Source organism: Haematobacter genomosp. 1, assembly GCF_002196855.1.
Classification (GTDB): Bacteria; Pseudomonadota; Alphaproteobacteria; order Rhodobacterales; family Rhodobacteraceae; genus Haematobacter.
In genome coordinates, this window is record NZ_NIPW01000004.1 from 20,409 (window position 1) to 41,208 (window position 20,800).

The 20,800-nt window shown below is 66.1% G+C and carries 16 protein-coding genes; 10 read left to right on the plus strand and 6 right to left on the minus strand.

The window, feature by feature from the left end:
* A complete protein-coding gene (locus CDV49_RS00960) occupies positions 1-573 on the minus strand; it encodes a histidine phosphatase family protein (RefSeq protein ID WP_088213714.1) in 573 nt (190 codons plus the stop codon).
* A 113-nt stretch (positions 574-686) separates the two neighbouring features.
* Here CDV49_RS00960 and CDV49_RS00965 point away from each other — a divergent pair, with 113 nt between their 5' ends.
* Positions 687-2,480, plus strand: coding sequence for a sensor histidine kinase (locus tag CDV49_RS00965; RefSeq protein ID WP_088213715.1), 1,794 nt, complete (start codon positions 687-689; stop codon positions 2,478-2,480).
* Here the strand turns inward: CDV49_RS00965 and CDV49_RS00970 are convergent.
* Complete coding sequence (locus tag CDV49_RS00970; RefSeq protein ID WP_256947186.1) at positions 2,477-5,197, minus strand: HAD-IC family P-type ATPase; 2,721 nt, start codon at positions 5,195-5,197, stop codon at positions 2,477-2,479. The genes CDV49_RS00965 and CDV49_RS00970 overlap by 4 nt on opposite strands.
* Before the next feature lie 229 nt (positions 5,198-5,426).
* Here CDV49_RS00970 and CDV49_RS00975 point away from each other — a divergent pair, with 229 nt between their 5' ends.
* From CDV49_RS00975 to mutL, 3 genes are read left to right on the plus strand one after another with little or no spacing between them, the layout of a single operon-like run.
* Positions 5,427-6,836: a M16 family metallopeptidase gene (locus tag CDV49_RS00975; protein ID WP_088213716.1), complete on the plus strand. Its 1,410-nt coding sequence runs from the start codon at positions 5,427-5,429 to the stop codon at positions 6,834-6,836.
* Complete coding sequence (locus tag CDV49_RS00980) at positions 6,833-8,143, plus strand: M16 family metallopeptidase (protein WP_088213717.1); 1,311 nt, start codon at positions 6,833-6,835, stop codon at positions 8,141-8,143. Before CDV49_RS00975 ends, CDV49_RS00980 begins: the two co-directional genes overlap by 4 nt.
* A 43-nt stretch (positions 8,144-8,186) precedes the next feature.
* Positions 8,187-10,031: a DNA mismatch repair endonuclease MutL gene (gene mutL, locus CDV49_RS00985; protein ID WP_088213718.1), complete on the plus strand. Its 1,845-nt coding sequence runs from the start codon at positions 8,187-8,189 to the stop codon at positions 10,029-10,031.
* Positions 10,032-10,067: 36 nt separating this feature from the next.
* On the opposite strand, the gene der is transcribed toward mutL, so the two are convergent.
* From der to CDV49_RS01005, 4 genes are all read right to left on the minus strand, one after another.
* Positions 10,068-11,528, minus strand: coding sequence for a ribosome biogenesis GTPase Der (der, locus tag CDV49_RS00990; RefSeq protein ID WP_088213719.1), 1,461 nt, complete (start codon positions 11,526-11,528; stop codon positions 10,068-10,070).
* Between the two features lie 58 nt (positions 11,529-11,586).
* Positions 11,587-12,894, minus strand: a complete 1,308-nt coding sequence (locus CDV49_RS00995; protein ID WP_088213720.1) for a PQQ-like beta-propeller repeat protein — start codon at positions 12,892-12,894, stop codon at positions 11,587-11,589.
* A 60-nt stretch (positions 12,895-12,954) separates the two neighbouring features.
* Complete coding sequence (locus tag CDV49_RS01000) at positions 12,955-13,614, minus strand: tetratricopeptide repeat protein (RefSeq protein WP_088213721.1); 660 nt, start codon at positions 13,612-13,614, stop codon at positions 12,955-12,957.
* Positions 13,615-13,689: 75 nt separating this feature from the next.
* Entirely contained in the window at positions 13,690-14,817 is a 1,128-nt protein-coding gene (locus tag CDV49_RS01005; RefSeq protein ID WP_256947187.1) for a PQQ-dependent sugar dehydrogenase, read from the minus strand.
* Positions 14,818-14,979: 162 nt separating this feature from the next.
* Here CDV49_RS01005 and CDV49_RS01010 point away from each other — a divergent pair, with 162 nt between their 5' ends.
* The 6 genes from CDV49_RS01010 (at position 14,980) to CDV49_RS01035 (ending at position 20,552) form a co-directional block, all read left to right on the plus strand.
* Complete coding sequence (locus tag CDV49_RS01010; protein ID WP_088213722.1) at positions 14,980-16,164, plus strand: ABC transporter substrate-binding protein; 1,185 nt, start codon at positions 14,980-14,982, stop codon at positions 16,162-16,164.
* A gap of 93 nt (positions 16,165-16,257) precedes the next feature.
* A complete protein-coding gene (locus tag CDV49_RS01015; RefSeq protein WP_088213723.1) occupies positions 16,258-17,034 on the plus strand; it encodes an ABC transporter ATP-binding protein in 777 nt (258 codons plus the stop codon).
* Between the two features lie 31 nt (positions 17,035-17,065).
* Positions 17,066-17,776 (plus strand): ABC transporter ATP-binding protein, encoded by a 711-nt coding sequence (locus tag CDV49_RS01020; protein WP_088213724.1) that lies wholly within the window; start codon positions 17,066-17,068, stop codon positions 17,774-17,776.
* 3 nt (positions 17,777-17,779) lie between these two features.
* On the plus strand, positions 17,780-18,241 hold the full coding sequence (locus CDV49_RS01025) for a hypothetical protein (RefSeq protein WP_088213725.1): 462 nt from the start codon (positions 17,780-17,782) through the stop codon (positions 18,239-18,241).
* The gene (locus tag CDV49_RS01030) at positions 18,241-19,251 is read left to right on the plus strand and encodes a branched-chain amino acid ABC transporter permease (protein ID WP_088213726.1); all 1,011 of its coding nucleotides are present in this window, start codon (positions 18,241-18,243) and stop codon (positions 19,249-19,251) included. Before CDV49_RS01025 ends, CDV49_RS01030 begins: the two co-directional genes overlap by 1 nt.
* A complete protein-coding gene (locus CDV49_RS01035) occupies positions 19,248-20,552 on the plus strand; it encodes a branched-chain amino acid ABC transporter permease (RefSeq protein ID WP_088213727.1) in 1,305 nt (434 codons plus the stop codon). Before CDV49_RS01030 ends, CDV49_RS01035 begins: the two co-directional genes overlap by 4 nt.
* Positions 20,553-20,800 lie beyond the last annotated feature (248 nt).

A 20,800-nucleotide genomic window follows, 5' to 3' on the forward strand; every position in this document is an offset into this window, starting at 1 on the left:
TCAGGCGGTCAGGGTCTCCATGCGTCCTGCCTGAATGCGCCATACCACGCCCTGCCGGTCCTCCAGATAGGGCAGTTCCTCCTCCGCCAGACCAAGGGCGGCCCCGCGCAGATAGCGGGAGAAGAACCCGTGCGTGACCAGAACGGCTGGGCCGTCAAGCCGCGCCAGAACCGCCTCTGCCCGCGCGCGCAGATGGGCAAGCGGCTCTCCTCCCGGCGCTGCGGCATACCACGCGAGCGGGTTGGACAATGTGGCGGAAGCGGGCCAGCGATGCGCAATCTCCTCCAGCGTCAACCCCTCCCACGCCCCCATGCCGATTTCCCGCAGGTCCGGCTCCACCTCCACGGGGCCAAGCGGGGCAAGTGCGATTTCGGCCGTATCCAGTGCCCGGCCCAGCGGGCTGGAAAGGAATCGCCACCCCCGCCAATCGCGCCGATTCGCTTGCAGCAGGCGGTGAATCGCCACAGCCTGTGCTTTCCCCACCGGTGTGAGTGCGGAATCCTGCCGACCCTGCATCCGCCGCTCCCGGTTCCAAAACGTTTCGCCGTGGCGAAGGATCAGCAGCTCTGTCATGAAACCGTCAAAAGTACAGGTTGAAGTCGAGTTACCCTGAGCTAGCGCTTGCGTCTACACGCCAAAGGCGATTAGCATCTTTTAAAACAAATGTGTTCGAAAGAGGAGATGGCATGAGGATCGACAATCCGCTCACTCTCCCCGCTTGTCCACCTTCACTCGAGAGAACTCCTGTGGATGCGGAATTGGAGGAGATCCTCGCGCTGGCTGCGGATGCGGCACAGTCGCAGGTGGCGGCCGTGCTTGCCTTCTGCCCTCTCGGCGCGAGGGTTTTCGCCGGGCGTGGCCTGCTCCGCCACCCGGAAGGCTATGTCCCCGTCACCGCAAGCGTCTATGAACGCATGTTCCCTTCCTGCAGGGCGGTCACGCTGCCTGCGGCGCATCTTCCGACGGACATCCGCCGCATCCTCTCGACCGAGACTTCCGGCAGCTATCTGGCCTTTCCGCTTTTCGTGGACCTGGACCGGCGCGGTCTCCTGATCCTGCGGCGCGAGGGGCCGGCGGGCTGGGCCGAGGCAGAGATCGCTCATCTGGAACGTTTCGCCCGGCTGATCAGGCTCAGGATGCGCAACATGCTGGACGCGGTTGCAGCCCAGACGGTATTCGAGCAGGCCGATTCCGGCCTGCTGATCGGTCGCTTCCTCACCGACGATACTGGCGAGGCGAGCGATCTGCTCATCGAAAATGCAAACAAGGCCTTTCGGGTCTTTGTGAACAATGACGTGTCGGACCGTCTTTTGGCGCTCTGGCCCGATGCGACCGTGATTCTCGCCGCCGCAGCAACGCTCATGCCCGATGCGCCTATGCAGCGGCTGGAGCTTCCGGGGCCGCGCGGCGGAAAGGAATGGTTCGAAGCCCGCTTCCGGCGGCTGGCGGACGACCGGCTGTTGCTGCTCGTGACGGAAGTGAGCGAACGGCGGCGGCTCTTTCAACGGCTCGTGGAGCAGGAGGAGCGGCGACGGCTGGCCAACCGTCTGGCGGAGCTGGGCGTCTGGGACTTTGACCCGGCGACGGGCGATGTGACGGTGGATGACAACCTTCGGGGCATGTTCGGCGTGATCGGCGCGCGTCCCATCGGTTTTGCCCAGGTGCTCCGCGCCATCCCCAACGAGGATCGCCGCCGCGCCCGGAGGGAAGCCGCGGCCCTCCTCCTCACCGAAAACCGGGAGGGAGTGAGCTTCCCCATCCGGGTGAAGGGAATCGACGACGGCATCATGCGCCATGTCATGCTCAGCGGTGTCCGCATGACGCGGCACGACGGGCGTCCCGCATGGCTGATCGGTGCCGCCCGCGACATCACCTCAAGGGTGGAGCGCGAGGAGCGGGACCGTCTGCTGCATCAGGAGCTTGGCCATCGGCTGAAGAATACGGTGACGCTGGTGCTCGGGCTGGTCAACCAGACCTTCCGTACCTCCCGCGACATCGAGGGCGCCCGGACCGCGCTTCTGTCACGCATCCGGGCGCTCGGCGCGGCGCATGAGCATCTCCTGCTTGGTGATACCAACGGCGCGCGGTTCGAGGATGTGGTGCTGGGCGCGCTCGCCTTCGGCGAGTTCGAGCCCGAGCGCATCTGCGCCTCGGGGCCGGAACTTCGGGTTGGTCAGCGGTCTGCGCTCCATCTGGCGCTGGTGCTGCATGAACTGGTCACCAATGCGGTGAAATACGGCGCCCTCTCCTCTGACGCAGGCCGTATCGCGATCCATTGGTCGATCAAGGATCAGGACGCCGTCATGGAATGGCGGGAGAGCGGCGGTCCCCGCGTTGCCCCGCCCGCCCGCTCCAGCTTCGGCACGCGGCTCATTGCCTCCGGGCTGACAGGCGGCGGACAGGCGGCGGCGGACATCCAGTATCGCCCGGAGGGCTTCTACTGCCGCCTGTCCGCCCCGCTTTCCGAACTGGCGGGCTAGACGCCGTCTTCCATCCGCGCCATCAGGCCGGTGCGCAGGAATATCTGTTTCTCCAGCTCGCAGATTACGAACACCGCCAGACCGAAGAGGATCACCACCGCCCCGTCCAGCAGCGTCAGCGGGCGGGTATCGAACAACTGCTGCATGACCGGCAGATAGGTGAACAGAAGCTGCGCCACCACGACCACCGCCACAGCACCCAGCACCGCCGGCGTCCCCTTGAAGCCAACCGCCCGGAGGGAGCGGACATGCATATAGCGGACGTTGAAGAGGTAGAAAATCTCCATCACCACCACGGCGTTCACGGCAAGCGTCCGCTGCCCGGCCAGATCATAGCCCCGGGCGGCACCATAGGCCGATATCCCGAATACGCCGATGGCGAACAGCAAGGACACCAGAACCACGCGCCAGAGCATGAAGGGGGTCAGGAGTTGCGCCCCGGCAGGGCGTGGCTTGCGTTCCATCACATCCGGTTCCGGCGGCTCAAAGGCCAAGACCAGGCCCAGCGTCGCCGACAGGATCAGGTTGATCCACAGGATCTGCACCGCCGACATGGGCACCGGCCAGGCCAGCAGCAACGCGACGATCACCGCTACCGCCTCGCCGCCGTTGGTCGGCAGCGTCCAGGAGATGACCTTGCGAATGTTGTCGAAAACGGTCCTTCCCTCTTTCACGGCCGCGACGATGGTGGCGAAGTTGTCATCGGTCAGCACCATCTCGGCTGCCTGACGCGCGGCTTCCGTCCCCTTCCGGCCCATCGCGATACCGACATCCGCCTGCTTGAGCGCGGGTGCATCGTTCACCCCGTCACCCGTCATGGCGACAACCTCTCCCCGTGATTGCAGGGCACGCACGATGCGCAGCTTGTGCTCGGGGCTGGTGCGCGCGAAAACCGTCGTGCGTTCCGCCACATCGGCAAGATCGGCATCGGTCAGTGCCTCGACCTCCGCGCCGGTTGTCGCCAGCGGGTTCTCCGCCATGCCAAGCTGCCCGGCAATCGCCCGGGCGGTAAGCACGTGATCCCCCGTGATCATCTTCACCCCGATCCCCGCCGAGCGGCATAGGGCGACCGCCTCCGTCGCCTCCGGCCGGGGAGGATCGATGAACCCGGCGATACCGAGGAAGGTGAACCCGCGTTCCATATCCGTCATCGTCAGGTCATCGCGCTCCGCCGGACGCTCGGCAAAGCCAAGCACCCGCTGGCCCGCCTCCGCCAGCGCGTTGATCCGCTGCTGCCAGAGCGCTGCGTCGAGCGGCCCGGCGCTGTCGCTGTCGCACATGGCAAGCACCGCCTCCGGTGCGCCCTTCACCCGGATCATCCGCCCCTCGGGGCCGCCGGTCAGCACCGCGAGGAAGCGGTATTCCGCATCGAACGGAATTCCGTCCAGCACCGGCTCCGTTTCCCGCTCGACCTCTCCCATCCCGGCCTTGGCGGCCACGGCGAGCAGCGCACCATCCATCGGGTCGCCTGCAACGCGCCAGGTTCCCTCCCGCTGGATGAGCTTGCCATCGTTCGCGAGCATCCCCGCGCGAAGCAGGCGCACGGCGCCCTCCGCAGAGACCTCCTGCCCGTTGCGGAGGAACCGGCCCTCGGGCGTATAGCCTGCGCCCTCCACCTGCCAATCACCCTCAGGCGTTATGATGCGCGCAACCATCATCTCGTTCAGGGTGAGCGTGCCGGTCTTGTCGGAGCAGATCGTGCGCGTCGCGCCCAGCGTCTCCACCGCCGGAAGCTTGCGGATGATGGCGTGGCGCGCAGCCATCCGCCGCACCCCGATGGCCAGCGTGATGGTGATGACGGCGGGCAGGCCCTCCGGGATCACTCCGACGGCCAGCGCGACCGAGATCAGCAGCGCCTCCTCCCAGCCATAGGCATCGACGAAATGGGCATAAAGGAACACGGCCACCGCACCGACAAGCGCGACCAGCGTAAACTGTCGTCCGAAGCGGTTGATCTTCTGGAGGAGCGGTGTCGTTCCGGTCTCCACCTCGCCGATCATCACGCTGATCCGCCCGATCTCGGCCCGCGGGCCGGTGCCGACCACCAGCCCCTGCGCCTGCCCCGTCGCGACCAGCGTGCCGGAGAATGCCATGTCGGAGCGGTCGCCGATCGCGGCAGCGGCAGCAACGGGCCGGGTGTCCTTCTGCACGGGAACGGACTCGCCGGTCAGGATGGACTCGTCGATCACCAGATGCCGCGCGCGCAGCAGGCGGAGATCGGCGGGCACCTGATCCCCCGCCTCCAGCAGCACCACATCCCCCGGGACAAGATCGCGCGTGTCGACCTCCACCCTCTCGCCATCCCGCAAGGCGATGGCATGGGGCGCGATCAGCTCCCGGATGGCGGAAAGCGCCTGTTCCGCCTTTCCCTCCTGCACGAAGCCCACGATGGCATTGGCCAGCACCACGGCAAGGATGACACCCGCATCAATCGGATGGCCAAGCAACAGGGCCGCAGCTGCAGCCGCGATGAGAAAATAGATCAGCACGTTGTTGAACTGCGCGAGCAGCCGGACGATTGCGGGCCGTGCGGCCTGTTCCGGCAGGTCGTTGGGCCCGTAGCGGGTCAGCCGCTCCGCCGCTTCGATTGAGGACAGCCCCTCCGGGCCGGCACTCAATCGATCTGCAGCGGCCTCCGCTGTCAGGGCATGCCACGGATCACCGGAAGCATCGGTCAGATCCACGGACGTAACGGGTTTGGAGGTCTGGACTTGCACGTGCTGTCTCCTGCGATCCCTCACAGCTAAGGTAGGCGCAGGATCCGCATGAACAAACGACAAATATCGGGCAAGCAGGCGGAAGGGGCGGGACCGGTCCGCCCGTCACTTCCCCGTCAGCCGGAGGTGCCGCAGGTGATACGGTCTTGATCTGGCGCACGCTGCCGTTAGGTTCCGCGGGGCAAGCGCCTTTCCGGGCGCCATCCAGCGGAAATCTGCGGAGGTTTTCATGCCGCGCCTGACCGGCCTTTTCGTTCTCGCCCTTGTCGCGCTCCCTGCGGCGATACCGCTCGTCCGGCCCGCGATGGCCGCAGAGGCGGTCACCACCTTTTCCCTTCCCAACGGCATGCAGGCCATCGTGGTGGAGGATCACCGCGCGCCCGTCGTGGTGCATATGGTCTGGTACAAGGTGGGGTCCGCCGACGAGAAACCCGGCACCTCCGGCATCGCGCATTTCCTTGAGCACCTCATGTTCAAAGGCACGGACAAGATGGCGTCGGGCGAGTTCTCCAGAGTGGTGGAGGCGCAGGGCGGCAACGACAATGCCTTCACCTCCTATGACTATACCGGCTACTTTCAGCGGGTGGCCGCCAACCGGCTCGACCTGATGATGCAGATGGAAGCGGACCGGATGCGGAACCTCCACCTGACGGAGGAGGAGGTCACCACCGAACGCGCCGTGATCCTGGAGGAACGCAACCAGCGGGTGGAGAACGATCCGGGCTCCCTGCTGAACGAACAGCAGCGCGCGGCGCAGTATCTCAACCACCGTTACGGCATTCCGGTGATCGGCTGGCGGCACGAGATGGAAAAGCTCGACCAGCAGGATGCGCTGGCCTTCTACCGGACCTATTACGCGCCCAACAACGCGATCCTCGTCGTTTCCGGCGATGTGGACCCGGCAGAGGTGAAACGGCTGGCGGAGGAAAACTACGGCCCGCTGAAACCGTCCGAGAACCTCCCCCCCCGCATCCGCCCGCAGGAGCCGCCGCAGATCGCCGCCCGCCGCGTCACGCTGGAAGACGGCCGCGTCGCCCGTCCCTATGTCATGCGCACCTATCTCGCGCCCGAGCGGAATACCGGGGATCAGAAGGAAGCCGCCGCGCTGACCGTGCTGGCGGAACTGCTGGGCGGCGACCCCGCGACCTCCGTGCTGGGGCAGAAGCTCCAGTTCGAAACGCAGGCGGCGCTTTCCACGGGCGCATTCTACGATGGCGTGGCGGTCGATCCCACGACCTTCGGCCTTTATATCGTGCCCGCGGCGAACGAGGGGCTGGCGGACGCGGAAGCCGCGCTCGACAAGGCTCTGGCGGAGTTCATGACGGAGGGGGTGAATGCCCAGCAGCTTGAGCGGATCAAGACACAGCTCCGCGCCTCCGACATCTATGAACTGGACAACGTGGACCGTATCGCCCGCCGCTACGGAGAGGCCCTGTCCGTCGGGCTGACGGTGGAGGATGTGCAGGCGTGGCCCGACGCGCTCCGCGCGGTGACGGCCGACGACGTGATGGCGGCGGCACATGATGTCTTTGACCTCCGCCGCTCCGTCACCGGCTGGCTGACCCGCCCCGCCGATGCGCCCGAGCCGCCCCCCAACGCCCCAATCGCCGGCCCCGCCGAGGGAGACATCGCCCAATGATCCGCTTCGCCTTTACCCTTGCCACGGGCATCGCCTTCGCATTCCCTGCCCTCGCCGCGGTGGATATTCAGGAAGTGACCTCTCCCGGAGGGATCAAGGCGTGGCTGGTGGAGGAGCACTCCATCCCCTTCACCGCGCTGGAGATCCGCTTCAAGGGCGGCGCCAGCCTTGACGCCGAGGGCAAGCGCGGCGCGATCAATCTGATGTCCGGCCTGCTGGACGAAGGCGCGGGCGATCTGGATTCGCGCGCCTTCTCCGCCGCGCGGGAGGATCTGGCGGCCAGCATCCGGTTCAACGCCTCGGACGATGCGGTTTCCGTCTCCGCCCGCTTCCTGACGGAAAACCGGGCGAAGGCGGTGGACCTGATCCGCATGGCGGTTACCGAACCGCGCTTCGACGAGGATGCCATAGACAGGGTCCGTGGGCAGGTTCTGGCCTCCATCGCTTCCGACGCGCGTGATCCGAACGCCATCGCGGCGCATACCTTCGCCCATCTCGCCTTCCCCGATGACCCTTATGGAACCGCCATCGACGGAACGGAGGAGAGCGTCAGCGCGCTCACCCGGGACGACCTGATCGCCGCGAAGGATCGTGTCATGGCCCGCGACCGGGTGGTTGTCTCCGCCGTGGGTGACATCGACGCGGGGGAACTGGGGCGCATCCTCGATGAAATCCTCGGGCCTCTTCCCGCGACGGGGGCGGACATGCCGCCTGCCGTCTCCTATGATCTGGCGGGCGGAACGACGGTGGTGGATTTCGATACGCCGCAGTCGGTGATCCTGTTCGGCCAGCCGGGGATCGACCGCGACGATCCCGATTTCTTCCCGGCCTTCGTGCTGAACGAGGTGCTGGGCGGCGGACGTTTCACCGCGCGGCTGATGAAGGAGGTGCGGGAGAAGCGCGGCCTGACCTACGGCATCTACACCTCCATCGCCAACTACGACCGCGCCTCCTATATCGTGGGGTCGGTTGCGACGGTGAATGCGCGCGCGGGTGAGACGCTCTCCGTCATCCGTGACGAATGGGCCAAGGCGCAGGCGGACGGCATCACGCAGGAGGAGCTGGACGCGACCAAGACCTACCTGATCGGCGCCTACCCGCTGCGTTTCGACGGCAACGCGACCATCGCGCGGATCCTTGTCGGCATGCAGGCACAGGGCTACGGCCCCGACTACATCACCAGGCGCAACGACTTCATCGAGGCCGTGACGCTGGAGGACGTGAAGCGCGTGGCGGCAAAGCGGCTAGCCCCGGAGAAGCTGCATTTCGTCGTGGTCGGCCATCCCGAGGGCGTGACGGCGAACTGATTGGGCTTTGAGTCGCGTCGGGCGGCATGCTACACCATGGGCCATGCAAGCCGCTCGCCACAACATATCGACCGACGCGCCGGTAATCCGGCAGCTTGACGACTCCGTCATCAACCGGATCGCCGCAGGTGAAGTGGTGGAGCGGCCCGCCTCCGCCGTTAAGGAACTGGTGGAAAACGCGCTGGACGCGGGCGCGCGGCGCATCGACATCGCCTATGCGGACGGGGGCAAGACGCTCATCCGTGTCACGGACGACGGATGTGGAATGCGGCCTGCGGATCTGCCGCTCGCCCTGTCCCGCCACGCAACGTCCAAGATCGACGGGTCCGACCTGCTTGCCATCCATTCCTTCGGCTTCCGGGGAGAGGCGCTGCCCTCCCTTGGCGCGGTGGGCCGGCTGACCGTCACCTCCCGCGCAAAGGGGGAGGAGGCCGGCTCCCTTCGGGTCGCGGGCGGCGTGCCGGAGGGGGTGCGGCCTGCGGCTCTCGGCGGCGGAACGGTCGTCGAACTCCGCGATCTGTTCTATGCAACACCGGCGCGGCTGAAGTTCCTGCGCTCGGACCGGGCGGAGGTTCAGGCGATCGGAGAGGTCGTCCGCCGCCTCGCCATGGCGGAGCCGTCCGTCGCCTTCACCCTCCGCGACGAGACGGCGGATCGCATCATCCTGCGGCTGGAGGCGGAACAGGGCGATCTGTTCGACGCGCTGCACCGCAGGCTGGCCCGGATCATCGGCAATGACTTCGCCGAAAACGCCCTGCCCATAGAGGCGGAACGGGAAGGGCTGCGGCTTTCCGGTTACGCAGCACTCCCCACCTATTCCCGCGGGTCGGCGGTGGCGCAGTATCTGTTCGTGAACGGACGTCCGGTGGCGGACCGTCTGCTGATCGGGGCGCTTCGGGGCGCCTATGCCGATTTCCTGAGCCGTGACCGCCATCCCGCTGCCGTGCTGTTTCTGGACTGCGACCCGCACCGGGTGGATGTGAATGTCCATCCCGCCAAGGCGGAGGTGCGATTCCGCGAACCCGCCCTCGCCCGCAGCCTGATCGTCACGGCGCTTCGTCATGCGCTGGCGGAGGCGGGGCATCGTGCCTCCTCCACCGTTGGAGCGGAAACGCTGGCCGCCTTCCGTCCGGAGGAAGCCGCGGCGCAGCCGCGCATCTACCAGATGGACCTGCCGAGCCGTCCCTTCCGCCCCTCACCGCAAGCGTTGGGCATGGCCTATGCGGCGCAGGCTCCCGGCTTTGCGGAGGGCCCAGCGGCCCCGGTTTCCGCCCGCAGCGAAGCGCCTTCCGATATGCCGGAGGCCAGCCACCCGCTCGGCGCCGCGCGGGCACAGGTGCATGAGAACTACATCATCGCCCAGACACAGGACGGCATCGTCATCGTCGATCAGCATGCGGCGCATGAACGGCTGGTCTATGAGCGTCTGAAGCGGCAGATGGCGGAGCACGGCATTGCCCGGCAGGCGCTGCTGATCCCGGAGGTCGTGGAACTCTCGACCACCGATGCGGGGCGGCTCCTGGACAACGCCGCGGAGCTGGCGGACCTCGGGCTCATCATCGAGCCGTTCGGGGCGGGAGCCGTCGCCGTGCGCGAGGTTCCCGCGCTTCTGGGCACGGCAGAGGCCGCACCGCTCCTCCGCGACATCCTGGACGAACTCGCGGATATGGGCGAGAGCCGCACGCTCCGCGGACGCCTGGACGCCGTGCTCTCCCGCATGGCCTGCCACGGGTCGGTGCGCTCGGGGCGATGGATGCGGGCGGAGGAGATGAACGCCCTCCTGCGGGAGATGGAAGCGACGCCCCACTCCGGCCAGTGCAACCATGGCCGCCCGACCTATGTGGAACTAAAGCTTTCCGACATCGAACGGCTGTTCGGCCGCCGCTGACCGGTATCGGCTGCAACGCGGAAGCGCGGGCCGCCGTCAGCTCTTGATCGGCTTGCCCACGTGTTTGCGCAGACGCGAGGGGGTGGATTTCTTCTTTGCCCGGTAGGGGTTCTTGTCCGACTGGCTGCGCAGCGTCAGCCGGATCGGCGTTCCGGGCATGTCGAAGGAATCACGCAGCCCGTTCACCAGATAGCGGCGATAGCTCTCCGGCAACTGATCGGGGTGGGAGCACATCAGGACAAAGCCCGGGGGCCGTGTCTTGACCTGCGTCATGTAGCGCAGACGGATACGCCGGCCCCCCGGAGCGGGCGGCGGATGCGCCTCCGTCATGGCGCCGAGCCACTGGTTCAGCTTCGCGGTCGTGATGCGGCGGTTCCAGACCTGATAGGCGGAGATGATCGCGTCATGCAGCCGGTCCAGCCCGCGCCCCGTCGCCGCGGAAACGGTGACAAGCGGCGCGCCCCGAAGCTGCGGGAGGGAGCGGTCGAACTGCTCCTTCAACTCGCGGAGCTTATCCTGCCGATCTTCCACCAGATCCCATTTGTTGACGGCGATGACGACCGCGCGCCCTTCGGTCTCCGCGAAGTCGGCGATGCGCAGATCCTGCTGCTCGAACGGGATTTCCACATCGAGCAGCACGACCACCACTTCGGCGAACCGCACGGCGCGAAGACCGTCGGAGACGGAGAGCTTCTCCAGCTTGTCCACCACCTTGGCCCGCTTGCGCATCCCGGCCGTATCGAAGATGCGGATGGGCGTGCCCTGCCAGTCGGCCGCGACGGAGATCGCGTCGCGCGTGATGCCTGCCTCGGGCCCGGTCAGCAGACGATCCTCGCCGATGATCCGGTTGATGAGCGTCGATTTCCCGGCATTGGGCCGCCCGATGACGGCGATCTGAAGCGGCTTTGCGCGCGTGGGAACGGGAACGGCATCCTCGTCCGTCTCCCCCTCGGTCACATCGACATCCGTGACGGGAGCATAGTCGGAGGCGCGTGCCTCGAACTCGTCCGACAGCGGCACGAGGACGCGGTAGAGATCGTCCATCCCCTCGCCATGCTCGGCCGAAAGGCGCAGCGGCTCGCCAAGGCCCAGCGACCACGCCTCCAGCGCGCCATCTTCGCCCGCACGCCCCTCGGCCTTGTTCACGCCGAGAATGACATGGGCGTTCTTGCGGCGCAGAATGTCGGCAAAGCCCTGATCCGCCGCCGTGATCCCCGCGCGTCCATCGACAAGGAACAGGCAGATGTCCGCCATTTCCACCGCACGCTCCGTCAGGCGGCGCATCCGGCCCTGGAGACTGTCGTCCGTCGCCTCCTCAAGCCCCGCCGTGTCGATCACGGTGAAGCGGAGATCGCCCAGCCGCGCCTCGCCTTCGCGCAGGTCGCGGGTCACGCCCGGCTGGTCATCGACAAGGGCGAGCCGCTTGCCGACGAGCCGGTTGAACAGCGTGGACTTGCCGACATTGGGCCGCCCGACGATGGCGAGGGTGAAGGACATGACATGACTCCGGTTCCGCCAAAGGGGCGGCGAGGGGCTTCCTTACACGTGCTTTGGCTCAGCGGAAAGCGCGGAGTTGCCCATCCCGCGTGACGACGTAGAGCGTTCCGCCCGCAATGGCCGGGGCGGCAGCCGCGCCATCGGGCAGTTCCTGCGAGCCGATCAGCGCGCCGGAGGCCGGGTCGAAGCTGCGGATCACCCCGTCGGAGGAGACGAGCAGGAGCCGCCCGCCCGCCAGAAGCGGCCCGTAATGGACAAAGATCTCCGCCCGCCGCTTTTCCTTCTGGGGCACGAAGAACGGCAGGTCGCGCACCCAGACCGGCGCGCCGGTGGCGCTGTCGAGCCGGACGAGCTTCGCCTCGTCATTGACGAGATAGACCGCGTTGCCGCTGACGGCGACGGGGCCATAGGATCCCTCCCGTGCCGTCCACCGCGCGTCTCCCGTGCGGGCGTCGAGTGCGACTGTGCCGCCGCTCTGGTTCCCCGCATAGACCGTGTCGCCCACGATCACCGGATCGCTGGTGATGTCGGTGAAGCCGGACCAGGCGCGGCCCACCCGCTTGCCCGCGACCGCCGCCTCCCAGAGCGACGCGCCCGAACCTTGCGTGACCGAAATGAGGTTGCCCGAGGCGAAGGGGAAGATCACCATCCCCTCGCCCACCGCCGGGGCCGATCCGCCCATCACGCCGGAGACGGAGGGCGTGCCGGGCAGCGTCCAGAGCACCTTGCCCGAGGTGTCCAGCGCCCAGGCGCTCGAATCCCGCGCGACGACGTAGATGCGGTTTCCCGCGACCGCTGGCGCGCCCATCGCGGGCGCATCGAACCGCTGCCGCCAGAGTTCCGCCCCCGAAGCCGCGTCCAGCGCAACGAGGTCACCGTAGGCCGTGGTCACGTAGAGCCGGCCATCCGCCGTCGCAAGTCCCCCGCCGGAGCGTGTGCCCGCAGCGCCGGACCGCGGCAGAACGCTCTTGCTCCAGAGCGTCTGACCGGAGGTGGAGGTCGCCACGACCTGCATCGCGGCGTCGAGCGTGTAGATGCGGCCACCCGCGATCACAGGCTCCGCGGTGATGCGTCGCCGCTCGCTGTCGCCCTGCCCGATGGATGCCGACCAGATCGGCGTCAGCGTGCGCCCCAGCGCCGGGTTGGCCAGCCGGTGCGCGGCATTGCCGCCGGGTTGCGTCCATTCCGCATTCGCCGTCTGCGCAGGAAGCGAGGCGGGCCGGGATTCGTTGCCCGGCCGGGGGTTGTGATAGCCGGAGATGGTATCGCGAATGTCGATCCGCTCGCCGGGAAGGCGTTCCTCGGGCTTGGAGCAGGCCGTCGCCAAAGCCGCCAGCGCAAGTATCCCGATGCTCCGTTTCAGCATGTCGCGCGCCCTGTCCCTTTATCCTGTCTTGCGTCGCGTTCCGAAGTCCGCGCCGATGTGTCAGCCCGCATCCAGCGTGCCGCCGAGGGCGACAATCAACTGGCTTGCACGGCGACGCAAGCCCGGCGTGACATCCGGCTCCTGAAGGAGCGCGCGAAGTGTCGTCATTGCCGTCTCCCGGTCGCCGGAGGCGATTTCCAGAAGGGCCACCTGCTCAAGCGCCAGCGCCCTATAGGGCGCGCCCGGGCGGGACAGTTCGTCAAGCGCCGCGCGGCGGTCGGCTTCCGGCATGGTATCGCCCGCTGCGATCACCTGACGAAGCCGCGCCAGCTCGCGCCATGCGGGAGCAAGCGAGCTGTCCCCCGCGACGGCAGCAAGGGTATTGGCTGCCGAAGCGGGTTCTCCAGCCGCCGTGGCCGCATCCGCCGCCAGCATCGCCGCCAGCGCCCGGCGCCCGCCGGTTTCCCGCGCGGCGATCGCTTCAAGCGTGCCGTGACGCGCCGTGGCATCCTCTGCCTGAAGGGCCGCGATCATCTCGTCGCCGAAGGCTTCCGCCGATTCCCGCGCCTGATGCTTGCGCCATTCCCACACGCCCGCCCCGCCGACGACGAGCAGAACGGCAAGCGCCGCCACCCAGCCATAGCGCAAGGCGGCGCCCTTCAGGCGCTCGCGGCGCACCTCCTCGTTGACTTCGTCGAAGAAATGATCGGGATTGCTCACTCGAGGCGCCTCCAGCCGGAACCGAGGTCCTCTTAGCCGATAGCGGGCGGGCTTGCCAACCCCGCCCGCCCCGACTTACTGGCTGTCCGCGCCCTGCGGGGCCATCCGATAGATCGCGCCATCCCCGACGGACGCGAACCAGATCGACCCGTCGGGTGCGACCTCAACGGCGCGCACCCGTGCGGTTTCCGGGGATTTCAGACGTTCCTCGGTGAAACCGTTCTGCGGGTCCAGACGTGCGATATAGTCGAACTTCAGACTACCGATGAAGTGATCCCCCTCCCAGTCGGAGAACATCTCGCCCGTATGGATGGCATAGCCGGAGGGCGCCATGGAGGGATCCCAGAACAGCACCGGCTGCTCCATTCCCTGCTGCCTGGTGCCCTCGCCGATACTGGACCCATCATAGTGAACGCCGTAGGAGATCACCGGCCAGCCATAGTTCCCGCCGCGCTCGACCCGGTTGACCTCATCCCCGCCTTTCGCGCCGTGCTCATTGACCCAGAGCTGCCCCGATGCATCAATCGCCGCCCCCTGGATGTTGCGATGGCCCAGCGACCAGATCTCGGGCCGTGCGCCCTCCTCGTCCACGAAAGGGTTGTCAGCGGGCACCGAGCCGTCACGGTTGAGCCTGAGCACCTTGCCCTCGATCCGCGACATGTCCTGCGCGGGATCGAACTTCTGCCGGTCGCCGGTTGTCAGAAAAAGATATCCGTCCGGCGCTTCCACCATGCGGGAGCCGAAGTGACCGTTCCCGTCCACACCCGGCGCCTGGAACAGCACGCGCAGGTTTTCCAGCCGTGTTCCGTCAGCTGCAAGCGTACCCGCGGCAAGCGCGGTGCCGGCCCCGGAACCTTCACGTCCCGCATAGGTCAGAAAGACCTCGCGGCTCTCGGCGAAGTCGCGCGGGATCATGACATCCAGAAGTCCGCCCTGCCCCCGCGCCACGACGTCAGGCCCTCCCCGGACAACGGTGGTCGCTCCCTTTCCGTCATGGAGCGTCAATCTGCCGCTCCGCTCCGTCACCAGAAACGAACCGTCGGGCAGGAAGGCGAATCCCCATGGTTCTTCGAGACCGGTCGCCACCGCCGTGACGCTGACAGGACCGGCGGAAGTCTGCATCGTTGCCGCCATGGCAGCGGGGGCCGCCGCAAGCGCGAGGCCGGCGGCGATCATGGCAAACGGGCGGTTCAGGCGGGTCATCTGCGCTCCTCTTTTCAAATGTGGCTCCCTGTCAACGATCACGCAGCACATTCGATCCCGGCGCGGCGGGGGACGTGATGACGCAGGCAAAGGACGCTTTCTTTTCGAAATGAGCCGGTCTAGGCTCACCTTAGAAAAAACTAAGTTACAGGGAGTAACACGATGAAACGGATGCTTCTCGCCTCTGCGGCGATGGCAATTCTGACGGGTGCCGCCAGCGCGGAAGAAGTCAAGATCGGCATCTCCATCGGCTTCACCGGCCCGCTTGAATCTCTCGCGCCCGCGATGGCAGCCGGGGCGGAACTGGCGATGAAGGAAGTCAGCGACTCCGGCAAGCTGCTGGAGGGATCGACGCTGGTTCCGGTGCGGGCCGATTCCACCTGCATCGACGCCGCCGCCGCAACCGCCGCAGCCGAGCGGATCGTCACGTCTGACCGCGTCAAGGCGATCATGGGCGGCATGTGCTCTGGCGAGACGATCGCTACGCTGCAGAACGTCGCCATGCCGAACGGCATCGTGATGATCTCCCCGTCCGCGACCTCTCCGGCCCTTTCGACCATGGAAAGCAACGGGCTGTTCTTCCGCACCTCTCCCTCCGACGCCCGTCAGGGTCAGGTGATGTCAGAGATCATGGCAGCGCGCGGGATCAAGAAGGTCGCCGTGACCTATACCAACAACGACTACGGCAAGGGTCTTGCCGACAGCTTCGTCGCGGCGTTCAAGGCAGCGGGCGGCGACGTGACAATCGTCGCCGCGCATGAAGACGGCAAGGCCGACTACTCCGCCGAAGTCGGCGCACTCGCCGCTGCGGGTGGAGAGGTGCTGGTCATCGCGGGCTATATCGACCAGGGCGGCGGCGGCGTGCTCCGCGCGGCGATCGACTCGGGCGCCTTCGACACCTTCGAATTCCCCGACGGCATGGTCAGCCAGACGCTGGAGGACAGGTTCGGCAAGGAGATAAACGGCTCCTTCGGGCAGAACCCCGCTGCGGCGGGCGAAGGGCGCGACAAGTATGTGGCCATGGGAAAGGAACACGGCTTCGATGGCACTTCCGCCTTCTCCGCGGAATCCTATGACGCCGTGGCGCTGATGGCCTTCGCCATGGAGGCGGCGAAATCCTCCGATCCGGCCCAGTGGAAGACGAAGGTCATGGAAGTGGCCAATGCGCCGGGTGAGAAGATCTATCCGGGCGAACTTGCCAAGGGGCTCGAACTCATCAAGGCCGGTCAGGATGTGGACTACGTCGGCGCGACGGCCGTCGAACTGGTGCCTCCGGGTGAAAGCGCTGGCTCCTACCGCGAAGTGCAGTTCACCGACGGCAAGCTGGAAGTGGTCGGCTACCGCTGACCCCCGCCCGCGAGGGCTCAGCCTCTGATCTTCCGGGTTCGCGCTGTCATCTCGGCGCGGACCCTTCCTCCCCATGTAAGGACATGTTCGCGGATGATTGTCGTCCACGACCTGACGAAGCGTTTCGGCGGCTTCCACGCAGTGGACGGCGTCTCGCTGCGCATCGAAACCGGCTCCATTACCGGTCTCATCGGCCCCAACGGCGCCGGAAAATCCACCCTGTTCAACGTGATCGCGGGCGTGCTGCCGCCATCATCCGGGCGAGTGGAAATGGATGGGCAGGACATTACCGGCCTGCCCCCGCACACGCTCTTTCATCGCGGCCTTTTGCGCACGTTTCAGATCGCGCAGGAGTTCTCCTCCCTCACGGTGCGCGACAATCTGAAGATGGTGCCCGCCAACCAGCAGGGCGAAACGCTTTGGAACACGTGGTTCGCCCGTGGCCGCATCGCCGAGGAGGAGCGCGCCCTTGCCCGCAAGGCCGATGAGGTGCTCGACTTTCTCACCATCTCCCATCTGGCGGAGGAGAAAGCGGGCAATCTCTCCGGGGGGCAGAAGAAACTGCTCGAACTCGGTCGTACCATGATGGTGGACGCCAAGATCGTCTTTCTGGACGAGGTGGGCGCCGGCGTGAACCGTACCCTGCTCAATACCATCGGCGATGCGATCGTGCGTCTGAACCGGGAGCGCGGCTATACCTTCTGCGTCATCGAACACGACATGGATTTCATTGGGCGGCTCTGCAATCCGGTGATCGTCATGGCGGAGGGCAAGGTGCTCGCGCAGGGCACGGCAGACGACATCATGAAGAACGAAGCGGTGATCGAGGCCTATCTCGGCACCGGTCTGAAGAACAAGGTGACGGCGTGAGTATCTGCGCAGAAACACTCGGGAGCATCGTGTGAGCGCTCCCTTCCTTATCGGTGATGCGATGACCGGCGGCTACGGCGCGGCCGACATCCTCCACGGCTGCACCATCGCGGTGGAGCGGGGGAGTATCGCGGTAATCGTCGGCCCCAACGGCGCGGGCAAGTCGACCGCGATGAAGGCGGTCTTCGGCATGCTGCCGCTCCGCGGGGGCAAGGTGCTGCTGGAGGGGGAGGAGATCACCGCCCTTTCGCCGCAGGACCGTGTCGCGAAGGGCATGGCCTTCGTCCCCCAGACCCATAACATCTTCACCTCCATGACGGTGGAGGAGAACCTGGAGATGGGCGCCTTCCTGCGCCGCGACGATATCCGTCCGACGATGGAGCAGGTCTATGATCTGTTCCCCATCCTGCGGGAAAAGCGCCGCCAGCCCGCGGGCGAGCTTTCGGGCGGGCAGCGACAGCAGGTGGCCGTCGGCCGCGCGCTGATGACCCGGCCCAAGGTGCTGATGCTGGACGAACCCACCGCGGGTGTCTCTCCCATCGTCATGGATGAGCTGTTCGACCGGATCATCGAAGTCGCGCGAACGGGGATTTCCATCCTGATGGTCGAGCAGAATGCCCGGCAAGCGCTGGAGATTGCCGACAAGGGCTACGTCCTCGTCCAAGGTGCCAACCGTTTCACCGGAACCGGGGCGGAGCTTCTCGCCGATCCCGAAGTCCGCCGCACATTTCTGGGAGGCTGAGCAATGTTGCCTGCTGTCCTTCTTGCCGCCATCCCGCTTCTGGGCGCCACCGCGAACGGGCTTGAGTGCAAGCTTGACCACCGCTGTATGAGCGGCGTCTGCCTCTCCTCCGAACCCGCAGCGATGCGCGTCGTTTTCGTCAGGACGCCGAACCCCGCCAAACCGACCGTCTTCGTATTGGGCAACGAACGGCTCATGCAGGGCATGGAGATCAGCGAACGCGAAATCCCGGCCATGTCGAGCGTGTTCGGGAGTTTCGAGTTCAAGCCTGGGACCTATGCCTATGCCGTCGGCCGGATCGAAAGCTACGATCCCGCAACCGGCAGCGTGGAGGTGGCCGTCGGCGGGAACAGCCTTTCCGTCGCCGCAGATGGTCAGGCGGAGGTGACATCGCTCCGGCAAGGCCGCCCCGGCATTTCCTGGCTCACCCGATACACCGGAACGTGCACGACGAGGAACTTCTAGTGGATCTGCTGAACGCCCTCGCCACGCTCGCGAATTTCGTCATCATCCCCGCGCTTGCCTATGGCAGCCAGCTCGCGCTCGGCGCGCTCGGGGTCACGTTGATCTACGGGATACTGCGCTTCTCCAACTTCGCTCATGGCGACACGATGGCCTTCGGCACCGCCGTGACCATCCTGATGACATGGTATCTTCAGTCCATCGGGGTGGCGATCCATCCCCTGCCCACGGCGCTCATCGCCCTTCCCGTCGGCATCGCCGTGACGATCGCGCTGCTGCTTGGCACGGACAGGGTCGTCTATCGCTTCTACCGAAGACAGCGGGCGGCGCCGGTGATCCTCGTCATCGTCTCCATGGGCGTCATGTTCATCATGAACGGCATCACCCGCTTCCTGATCGGCGTGGACGAAATCAGTTTCGATGACGGCGAACGCTTTCTCATGACGGCGCGGCAGTTCCGCGACATGACGGGGCTCGATGAAGGTGTGGTCATCCGCTCCAGCCAGGCGCTGACCGTGGTCACGGCTGTCATCACCGTCGGCGTTCTGTTCTGGTTCCTCTACCGGACGCGGACGGGCAAATCCATGCGCGCCTTTTCGGACAATGAGGATCTGGCCCTGCTCTCCGGCATCAATCCGGAGCGGGTGGTGATCGTGACATGGGCCATCACCGCGGTGCTGGCAACCATCGCTGGCGTTCTTTACGGGCTGGACAAGTCCTTCAAGGCCTTCACCTATTTTCAGCTTCTGCTCCCGATCTTTGCCTCTGCCGTGGTCGGCGGGCTCGGTAATCCGCTGGGCGCCATCGCAGGTGGTTTCGTCATCGCGTTTTCGGAGGTGACCTTCACCTACGCGTTCAAGAAGGTCGCAACCTACCTGCTGCCCGACGGCCTCGCGCCTGACGGGCTGCTGCAACTGCTGTCCACCGACTACAAATTCGCCGTCTCCTTCACGATCCTCATCATCGTGCTGCTGTTCAGGCCCACCGGACTTTTCAAGGGGAAATCGGTATGAGCCCGCCTCTCCGCACCTTCCTGCTCTTTGCTCTGGTCGCGCTTTTGTATGTCTCCACCGGCTTTCTGCAAAGCTGGACGCTGGCTCTTACCATCTTCAACATGGGGATCCTGTCCGCGATCATGGCGCTCGGCGCGAACATGCAATGGGGCTATGCCGGGCTGTTCAACATCGGCATCATGGGCTTCACCGCGCTTGGCGGACTGGCAGCGGTGCTGATCGCCATGCCTGCCAATCCGGGCGCCTGGGCGGCGGGCGGATGGCGACTGGTCGCCGCCCTGCTGATGGGCGCGGCAACGATAACGCTCGCCGTGCAACTCTGGCGGCGGATGCATTCCGGCGCAGGCCGGACGCTCGCCATGCTCTGCGTGCTGATCGTCGGCTTCTTCGCCTATCGCTGGCTGTTCGATCCGGCTGTCACCGCGATCGAGGCCGTGAATCCCGCCTCTGCAGGCAACCTCGGCGGTCTTGGCCTGCCGGTTCTGCTTGCCTGGCCGGTTGGGGGGGCGCTGGCGGGGGCTGCCGCCTGGGGCATCGGTAAGGTCGCCCTGGGCCTGCGTTCGGACTATCTTGCCATCGCGACGCTCGGGGTTGCCGAGATCATCGTCGCGGTGATGAAGAACGAGGACTGGCTTGCCCGGGGTGTCAAGAACGTCGTCGGAATCCCGCGCCCCGTTCCCTATGAGATCAACCTTCAGAACGACGCGGGTTTCGTGGCTCAGGCCGCTTCGTTCGGACTGGACCCGGTGACGGCCTCCACGCTCTGGGTGCGCATCTGCTATGCCGGGTTGTTCCTCGCGGTGCTCATCGTGCTGCTGGTGCTGCTCGAACTCGCCCTGAAATCCCCGTGGGGCAGGATGATGCGCGCAATTCGCGACAATGAAATCGCGGCGGAGGCAATGGGCAAGGATGTCCGCCGCCGCCATCTGCAAATCTTCGTTCTCGGCTCCGCGGTCATCGGTCTTGCGGGGGCGATGATGACCACGCTGGACGGCCAGCTCACGCCCACCACCTACAATCCCCTGCGCTACACATTCCTTGTCTGGGTGATGGTGATCGTCGGGGGGTCCGGCAGCAACTGGGGCGCGGTGCTGGGCGGTTTTCTGATCTGGTTCTTCTGGGTGCAGGTGGAACCTCTGGGGATCCTGCTCATGCAGGGGCTGACCTATTTCATGGCGGACAACTCATGGCTGCGCGGCCACCTTCAGGACAGCGCCCAGCATATGCGGTTGATGACCATGGGGATCATCCTGCTTCTCGTGCTGCGTTTCAGTCCCCGAGGCCTGATACCGGAGCGGTAATACCGCTTCGGCTCCACGCTGCCCGGAATTAGATCAAATGCCGATAAGGGAGGAAGGCCGCATCGGCCTGTTTGGCGAGATGTCGCTCTCCACGCCTCGCCAATAAAAACGCTTGCTGAAGACTTCCCGCAGGACCTTCAGCAAGCGTATGAGTTGGCTCTTCTCGCAGCGCGCCAGGCGCCCGTGATCACCCCCATGACCACGTCCCTTATCGGGATTACTTAGATATATGCCAAGGCGCCCCCTGC

What these genes read in the sequence shown, in the direction of transcription:
- CDV49_RS00960 (WP_088213714.1), bottom strand. Translation starts at nt 573, where the DNA reads ATGACAGAGCTGCTGATCCTTCGCCACGGCGAAACGTTTTGGAACCGG.
- CDV49_RS00965 (WP_088213715.1), top strand. Translation starts at nt 687, where the DNA reads ATGAGGATCGACAATCCGCTCACTCTCCCCGCTTGTCCACCTTCACTC.
- CDV49_RS00975 (WP_088213716.1), top strand. Translation starts at nt 5,427, where the DNA reads ATGCCGCGCCTGACCGGCCTTTTCGTTCTCGCCCTTGTCGCGCTCCCT.
- CDV49_RS00980 (WP_088213717.1), top strand. Translation starts at nt 6,833, where the DNA reads ATGATCCGCTTCGCCTTTACCCTTGCCACGGGCATCGCCTTCGCATTC.
- mutL (WP_088213718.1), top strand. Translation starts at nt 8,187, where the DNA reads ATGCAAGCCGCTCGCCACAACATATCGACCGACGCGCCGGTAATCCGG.
- der (WP_088213719.1), bottom strand. Translation starts at nt 11,528, where the DNA reads ATGTCCTTCACCCTCGCCATCGTCGGGCGGCCCAATGTCGGCAAGTCC.
- CDV49_RS00995 (WP_088213720.1), bottom strand. Translation starts at nt 12,894, where the DNA reads ATGCTGAAACGGAGCATCGGGATACTTGCGCTGGCGGCTTTGGCGACG.
- CDV49_RS01005 (WP_256947187.1), bottom strand. Translation starts at nt 14,817, where the DNA reads ATGACCCGCCTGAACCGCCCGTTTGCCATGATCGCCGCCGGCCTCGCG.
- CDV49_RS01010 (WP_088213722.1), top strand. Translation starts at nt 14,980, where the DNA reads ATGAAACGGATGCTTCTCGCCTCTGCGGCGATGGCAATTCTGACGGGT.
- CDV49_RS01015 (WP_088213723.1), top strand. Translation starts at nt 16,258, where the DNA reads ATGATTGTCGTCCACGACCTGACGAAGCGTTTCGGCGGCTTCCACGCA.
- CDV49_RS01025 (WP_088213725.1), top strand. Translation starts at nt 17,780, where the DNA reads ATGTTGCCTGCTGTCCTTCTTGCCGCCATCCCGCTTCTGGGCGCCACC.
- CDV49_RS01035 (WP_088213727.1), top strand. Translation starts at nt 19,248, where the DNA reads ATGAGCCCGCCTCTCCGCACCTTCCTGCTCTTTGCTCTGGTCGCGCTT.